4 protein-coding genes are annotated in these 4,788 nt (G+C 44.0%); 2 read left to right on the forward strand and 2 right to left on the reverse strand.

The window, feature by feature from the left end; all coding sequences use genetic code 11:
- Positions 1–592 precede the first annotated feature (592 nt).
- Positions 593–1,123, reverse strand: a complete 531-nt coding sequence (locus tag O9300_RS15935) for a MerR family DNA-binding transcriptional regulator (protein ID WP_287972685.1) — start codon at positions 1,121–1,123, stop codon at positions 593–595.
- A gap of 1,215 nt (positions 1,124–2,338) precedes the next feature.
- On the opposite strand from O9300_RS15935, the gene O9300_RS15940 reads away from it, so the two are divergent.
- Complete coding sequence (locus O9300_RS15940; RefSeq protein WP_287972688.1) at positions 2,339–3,013, forward strand: PEP-CTERM sorting domain-containing protein; 675 nt, start codon at positions 2,339–2,341, stop codon at positions 3,011–3,013.
- Positions 3,014–3,320: 307 nt separating this feature from the next.
- On the opposite strand, the gene O9300_RS15945 is transcribed toward O9300_RS15940, so the two are convergent.
- Positions 3,321–3,695 carry a four helix bundle protein gene (locus O9300_RS15945; protein WP_170915463.1) on the reverse strand — a complete coding sequence of 125 codons (375 nt, stop codon included), beginning with the start codon at positions 3,693–3,695 and terminating at the stop codon, positions 3,321–3,323.
- Between the two features lie 154 nt (positions 3,696–3,849).
- On the opposite strand from O9300_RS15945, the gene hisIE reads away from it, so the two are divergent.
- Positions 3,850–4,485 (forward strand): bifunctional phosphoribosyl-AMP cyclohydrolase/phosphoribosyl-ATP diphosphatase HisIE, encoded by a 636-nt coding sequence (gene hisIE, locus O9300_RS15950; RefSeq protein ID WP_149988172.1) that lies wholly within the window; start codon positions 3,850–3,852, stop codon positions 4,483–4,485.
- Positions 4,486–4,788 lie beyond the last annotated feature (303 nt).

The following is a 4,788-nucleotide window of genomic DNA, read 5'->3' on the forward strand; positions in this document are numbered from 1 at the left end:
GTGTCAGTCTGTAGAGCGACCATAAGACCAGAACAGAGTAAATCTGTTAAGGCAGGTGCGGAACCCCGCAAGGGAAAGAAGCAGAAACCCAAATCGTGAGGTTTGGGAATCACCGTCCGTTTACGGCGGTGAGGATGTCAAGTAGTGGGTAGAGATGATCGTAACAGATGGTGATGAGGGCTTGCAGATCGTCCAATAACTGGACTTCCCCCGTATAAACATACTAGCTATGGCTAAAAGTCTTACAGAGCCTGAGTTAAAGCAATATAATACTAATGGACTACTGGACACAAAATCCTGAAGTCCTTACGCAGATAGGGTTTGAGGCAAAATTTTTCAAATTTGACCTTTCGACCATTATAGCTTGTTTCGGGGCAGAAAACCAGCAAAAACATGGCTACAGAGCGAATCCCTTACTCTAGAGATTAATGACACTATCTGTTAAAATCAGGTTAGCGATCACTATACAGCCAACTCTACGGAATCGCTCTACTCCAGATACAGTCAACGGTACAGCCATTTTCAAGCGAAAAATGTACCCAGTAGCCTCTTTTCAATTTTTTCTGAGAAGCGACCTGCAGTAAGGGTTTTGTTAATTTTTTAGTATTTCTGTATGGGGGAAGTCCAGCAATAAATCCTCAGCTGCAATGGATTCCTGGGTTTGATTGAGGAGAATGACTTGGATTTTGAAGAGACGGCACAAACCCAAAATAAAATCATGACAAAAGCGACTCACACTTTCCGCATGGGTTAAAACTAGAGATTTCACCTCACCCTGACAAATCATCTTCACTAGACGCATAAAATTAGGGTGATTGTGGCTGACTCCGTCGCCGATATCGGTGAGAATTTCAAAGGGTTGACCCTGCTGATGGCAAAATTCTTCTAACGCTTTTATCTGGGTGTCTAATTGGGGTTTTTGTTCAGGTCGATTAACACGAGCATAGCCAATAATCAATGGGGTTGCTTGACCAGATTGTAAGAGATCTTCCGGTCGAAATCGGCGATGACCGCCGCGGGTACGAATTGAGGAAATTTTACCCTGTTGTTCCCAGCGCCGGAGGGTTTTAATGCTAACTCCGAGTAAATCGGAAGCTTCTCGAATAGTGATGAGAGTATTCATAGTATATAAGCTGTTAAGTAGGGTTTGCTGAAAAAGTTTGTTGGTGGGGCTAGGAGTCAGGAGACAGGAGACAGGAGACAGGAGACAGGAGACAGGAGACAGCTTTTGTGTATTCTCCCCACTTGCCACTTGCCACTTGCCACTTTCAAGTCAGGAGTCAGTAAGAATTGCGGCAATTTACATTTCTTAAGATAGAGAACAGAATTTATGTCCGACTACTTAACTTAACCCAGTTTTAATTAAAGAAATTTCTCGAGAGAGAATCGTCCAACTTTAGACAGTCAGTTGTCCACTTTTATACTGCCATTGCCCTACGCTGGTAACTATAGATGATTTAGGAAAATTAGTCATACCTCTTTAGATAGAGATATTAAACGGGATTTTTGGTCTTTCTAAAACCTGAGTTTGTCCGGGGGTTTTGGGGTGACATTTTTGTGGGAGCAAAAGGAAGTTACCTCGTTAGGGAGTTGATTGCCATCGAACTCCAGTTTTGACTGTCAAAACTGTTAAGTTTTATACATTGTACCTCTCTTGATTAAGTTTTGTAACGAATTGAGAGATTTTTTTTTGAACTAAGTAGGGAGGCACAATTATTTGTAGGATGGGTTAGCGGTAGCGTAACCCATGCGGGCGTTGGGTTTCATGCTTCAACCCAACCTACGTTCATCTTATATTTAATTCCACCCACCTACTTAGAGCCTGTTTATTTGTCCAACTTTCACCAAAAAGCTTGGGTATATTTGTCAACTTTTGGGTAGTTATGTTCGGGGAAAACTGCTATAAATTTGACAAAAAATAGCTAAATATTGCCGAAAAAAAGTTTTCTAAAACACAGGGTAAGCGAAGCGCATCTTAACAATCGTTAACAAAATGAACTTGATTTATGTGAGTTGCTTACCCAGAGAGTGATTCAGGCATATTTGAGGAGAATTTGCCATCTCAATTGTTAAGCAAAAATCGACCAAATGTTAAGAATTCCTAACTATTTTGATTGACTGGTATCAATTGAAATGCCCACACAGCAAGCGGATGACAAAATTGGTCAATGGTCAATAGCGTTTGAGATGCGCTCACCCTGTTCTAAAACACTTGTTTTTTTTGAAAAGTTTCGCTATAGTTGTGTCAAGTCAAACAAAAAGTTATCAGCGAGCTTAACGCTTGCTTAACTTCTTTTGATGGCTATAGTACACACAATTAACGCTGCATAATTCAGTTATGATGACAACCAACAAATTAACCAAAACTTTTGCTTCTGGCTCCCTAGCCATCGGGGTTCTCGCCGGCGCGGTGCTTACCGCTACCAGTGCGAATGCCGCGGTGTTAACTTGGGGGGAATGGACAAATCCTGATCCTACTTTGCGTAAGGATCTTATTGAAGGGGACAAAAAAGTTACGTTCAAACCTAACTCGATAACTGGCGGTTTTGCGGCCGAGGCGGCGGATAAAGTTGCGCTGACCCAGATGGGTGATCATTATTATTTCCGATACGATGCTATGGACGGTCTCGTTGATGTCAATATGAGTTCTGGGTCTTTCACATATACAATCCAGGTCACTACCCCCGGCTGGGAGATTTTCGGGGTTGACCTGGATTCAAACGTATCATCCAACTACGGGAGCGTAACCGAGACATTTGGTGAGATACTTGGGCTCGAGTTAGTTTCAACTAACGGCTCACAGGTCCCTGCTAGCGGTTTCATCGGTATCGCCCCTCATACACTGTTGACCGTCACAAATACCCTTGCCGCTAATCCCAATGAAGGTCTAATGGACTTCCAAAATTCTTTCCACCAAGTATATATAAATAAGGTTCCCGAACCGGGTACTATCCTCGGACTTCTGGCAGTGGGTGGTTTAGGATTGGTTTCCCGCTTCAAGAAACAAAAATAACAGTTACCAATGTCTTGCACACATTGATAACTGTGACGTTGAACAAGAATAGCTAAAGGTTAGATGCCCTGTTTGGTTTTCTAGCTTTTAGCTTTTTCTTATCGGGTTGATTGTAGCACGAATGGGGGATAGGGGATAGGGGATAGGGGATAGGGGATAGGGGATAGGGGATGGGGGATAGGGGATAGGGGATAGGGGATAGGGGATAGGGGATGGGGGATGGGGGATAGGGGATAGGGGATGGGGGATGGGGGATAGGGGATAGGGGATGGGGGATAGGGGATGGGGGATAAGAAACACCCAACCACTAATTTCCGCCAACCCCCGCTTCCAGAGAACGAATTAAGGCCGATAACAACCGACCCACTGATTCACATTGGTTAAGAAGGGGTTCAATCGTATCTGATGGGTTCAATCGGACTCTTTTTGATAACAGTAGATGGGTTTCTAATTCTCTAAGAGAACCTTGGGCTATGTAGAGAAACTGTAGGTATTCTTTGCGGGTTTTTCTGCCATGACCCTCGGCAATATTAGCAGGAATAGAAGCGGAAGCCCTGCGAATTTGAGAAATCATCCCGTAGGTTTCTTCTTTGGGGAAATTGCGAGTGGCTAAATAGCATTTTTCTGCCAAATCCATTCCTGTTTGCCAAACTTGTAAGTCTCGATAGGATTGTATTCTCATCAATTTCTCAGCAATTTTTTTATTATTCAACCATTAAATCCCAACCCCCATCCCCTAACCCCTAACCCCTAAACCCTAACCCCCAAGACCCCATGGCTATATAATTAAGCTTTGGGTAATTTATCCCAGCATAATTCTTGACCGCGAAAAACTGATGTCTTCTTTACTCTCTGCTATTCCCCTCGACGCGATCGCTTATAATCCCCAGGGTTTAGTACCGGCGATCGCTCAAGACTATCTTGATGCTACAGTGTTAATGATGGCCTGGATGAATCGGGAATCCCTCGAAAAAACCCTCACCACTGGGGAAGCATGGTACTGGAGTCGTTCTCGTCAAGAATTATGGCACAAGGGCGCTACTTCTGGCCATATCCAAAAGGTGCGTCAAATTCGCTACGATTGCGATAGTGATGCTATCTTACTGACTATTGAGCAAATCGGTGATATCGCCTGTCATACCGGCGAAAGAAGCTGTTTTCACCAGGTAAATTGGCAAAAATCACCGCCAGCGGCCGACACCCTCTCGGAATTGTTTAAGGTAATTTGCGATCGCAGAGACGAGCCTCATCCGGAATCCTACACCTGTAAACTTTTGGCCGGGGGAGATAACAAAATTCTCAAGAAAATCGGCGAAGAATCGGCAGAAGTGGTCATGGCCTGCAAAGATAATGATGGCGATGCTATTGCCTCAGAAGTGGCCGATCTTTTTTATCATACCCTCGTCGCTCTCGCCTATCATCAAGTCCCCCTGCGAGATGTCTATAAAAAACTGCAAGACCGGCGCCGGTAATCAGTTATCAGTTATCAGTTATCAGTTATCAGATTTGAGTTTTAAGTGGGTGGGTGGAATTAAATATAAGATGAACGTAGGTTGGGTTGAAGCATGAAACCCAACGCCCGATTATGTTACGCTACCGCTAACCCATCCTACAAATAATTGTGCCTCCCTACTTAGGGTTTGCTGAATAAGTACGGGCGAAGCATTCGGATAGAAAATCTACGTTTTCACCGATAGGTTATTGCCCGAATGCTTCGCCCCTACAGGACGCGGGCCGATGAAGACGCAAGGTTTTGAACGACGATTCTCTCAAAA

Source organism: Microcystis sp. LE19-195.1E (genome assembly GCF_027532095.1).
GTDB lineage: Bacteria > Cyanobacteriota > Cyanobacteriia > Cyanobacteriales > Microcystaceae > Microcystis > Microcystis aeruginosa.